Annotated in this window: 3 protein-coding genes; all 3 read left to right on the forward strand. The window is 49.0% G+C overall.

The genetic code is table 11. The features are described 5' to 3' along the window. Positions 1-13 precede the first annotated feature (13 nt). The 3 genes from mreD to H6S82_RS32610 all read left to right on the forward strand — a co-directional run bounded on the left by mreD (position 14) and on the right by H6S82_RS32610 (position 2418). Positions 14-475 carry a rod shape-determining protein MreD gene (gene mreD, locus H6S82_RS32600; protein ID WP_347339583.1) on the forward strand — a complete coding sequence of 154 codons (462 nt, stop codon included), beginning with the start codon at positions 14-16 and terminating at the stop codon, positions 473-475. Between the two features lie 66 nt (positions 476-541). Then, positions 542-1648: a bifunctional diaminohydroxyphosphoribosylaminopyrimidine deaminase/5-amino-6-(5-phosphoribosylamino)uracil reductase RibD gene (gene ribD, locus H6S82_RS32605; RefSeq protein ID WP_190471481.1), complete on the forward strand. Its 1107-nt coding sequence runs from the start codon at positions 542-544 to the stop codon at positions 1646-1648. A gap of 158 nt (positions 1649-1806) precedes the next feature. Beyond that, positions 1807-2418, forward strand: coding sequence for a hypothetical protein (locus H6S82_RS32610; RefSeq protein ID WP_190471484.1), 612 nt, complete (start codon positions 1807-1809; stop codon positions 2416-2418). Positions 2419-2570 lie beyond the last annotated feature (152 nt).

The following is a 2570-nucleotide window of genomic DNA, read 5'->3' on the forward strand; positions in this document are numbered from 1 at the left end:
ATAGCATCTGTGTTTGCTTTTCTTGCTGGCTCGATTACCGGGAATGGAATTATTGGGATTCGGGCCTGATTGGTTGTTGATTTGGGTGGTTGCTTGGAGCGTAAAGCGCAGTCCCATATCAGGAGCGATCGCAGGTGTGTGTTTGGGGCTGATTCAAGATGGGATGACGGCACCTTATCCTTCTCATGCAATTAGTCTCGCTTGTGCGGGAATTTTGACCGCTTGCCTTAAAAAACAACGATATGTGGAAGAAGATTTTATTTCGGTGGCGTTAATTGTTTTTGGCATGGCGATACTGTTAGAAACGGTTTTTGCGCTTCAGTTCACAACTATGAGCGATCGCAATATGGCTGAAGTTTGGACGGAACATCAGCGCATTGCGCTGGCATCAGCTATTCTAAGCAGTCTCTGGGCTCCAGTTCTTTACTATCCGCTCAATCGTTGGTGGAAAAAAGTAAACTGGCAGGAGTCGTAGTTAAAGGTTCGCTGTTCGTAGTTCGCGACAAAGCAGGAAAGAAGACAAATATCTAGGCTATGAACTATGAACAATGAAGAATTCGATCGGGCGATGATGCTGAGATGCTTGGAACTGGCTCGTTTAGCTCTAGGACAAACTGCGCCCAATCCTTTGGTTGGTTCGGTAATTGTCAGAGCAGGTGAGATTGTCGGGGAAGGGTATCATCCGGGAGCGGGTCATCCTCACGCCGAAATTTTTGCGCTCAGGCAAGCAGGCGAACTGGCTAAAGGTGCGACTCTGTATGTTAATTTGGAGCCGTGCAATCACTACGGACGGACGCCGCCTTGTTCGGAAGCGTTGATCGCAGCTGGGGTGGGTAAGGTGGTGGTGGGTACGATCGATCCCGATCCGCGAGTGTCTGGGGGCGGAATCGAGCGTTTGCGATCGGCTGGTATTGAAGTGGTAGTGGGAATCGAAGCGGATGCTTGTCGCCAACTGAATGAAGCTTTTATACATCGCGTTCTGTATCGCCGCCCTTTTGGAATTTTGAAATTTGCTACGACCGTGGATGGTAAAATTGCCACGACCACCGGCGACAGTGTTTGGATAACGGACACAAATGCTCGCACCCAGGTACACAAGCTGCGGGCTGCTTGCGATGCTGTAATTGTGGGTGGCAATACGGTTCGTCGAGACAATCCCCACTTAACTACTCATCAAACAGAGGGGCACAATCCTTTGCGAGTTGTGATGAGTCGAACGCTGAATTTGCCGGAGCAAGCTTACCTATGGCAGACGGCAGAAGCTGCTACTTTGGTTTTGACTGCAAAAGGAGCTAATCCAGATTTTCAGCAGTTTCTGCTCAAACGCGGTGTGGAGGTGGTGGAATTGGATTCGCTCAGACCTGCGATCGCCCTGTCATACTTGTATGAGCGGGGTTTACTTTCGGTGTTGTGGGAATGTGGAGGTACTTTGGCTGCACGAGCGATCGCAGAAGGAACCGTACAAAAAATTTTGGCTTTTATTGCCCCTAAAATCGTTGGTGGCACTTCTGCGCCAACACCTGTGGCAGATCTGGGATTCACTAAAATGAGCCAAGCGCTTACTTTAGAACGAGTCAGCTGGCAAACTGTCGGTCAAGATTGCTTGATGGAAGGTTATTTACCTGCACAGATATGGGCAAATGTTTGATCTAGAGTGGAGACATTCTGGGAACTGGCAAATCGAAGTTGAGGACTAAAGAAGAATATACAATAGCCTCGACGCTCGATGCCCTATGGCTTAAGTTCCCGGATTGAAAATACCAATCTAGGTAGGAAGTGCAATAGACTAACAAAAGCACAAAAAAAATGCTAGAACTTACTTTTTTAAGCTTGTTTGTCGGTAGTCTTGGTTTCCAGGCAACAGCTATTGGGGGATGGATGCGCTGGTATCAAGCGGCGGTGGTGCAAGAAGAGGAACAGGAGGAAGAAATTTTGACCCGTTACGAATCCAAGGCAAATGCTGAGGCAGAAGTGCCTGGGCAACCGAACGGTTCCGCACAAGGGTTATCCCGCGAGCTGCGTTTGGCAGGGTGGGAATTTAAAATTGTGCGAGCTAACCGGGATCTGTTTCGCGACCCGGTTGTGTTTCAGCGTTTATGCGATGAAGAGGGGGAAGCTGGTTGGATTTTACTGGAAAAGCTGGACGATCGCCGGGTGCGATTTAAGCGACCTGTGGCGTTGCGGGATCTGATTAAGCCGGAACGTTTGAAGTTCGATCCCTACAGATGTTATTATGGTTCGTCGTCAAGACCGCTGATGTGGTTGGGTGCGATCGCCGCTCTGACAGCAATTATTTTACCTGCTTATCTGGGCTATGCTTTGGTGGCCAGTACTCTGAAACAATCGACAGTGAATCCCTCTGCTGTTCAAGAGCAAATTTCGCCAGAGGGGACGCCAGAACCGTCGCCGCGAGATTAGTCTGTTGTTAGTCTTGGTAAAAATGCCGATCGCTAATGACCGTAACTAATTAATACAAAAATTCACTGTCACCTGAACCGTGCAGGAAGCCCCTGGCTTTAGACATGGGGATGAATGCACCTGGCGATTTTAATCGCCGTCAAGTACCGGGC

Source organism: Planktothrix sp. FACHB-1355 (assembly GCF_014748295.1).
GTDB lineage: Bacteria > Cyanobacteriota > Cyanobacteriia > Cyanobacteriales > Aerosakkonemataceae > Aerosakkonema > Aerosakkonema funiforme_A.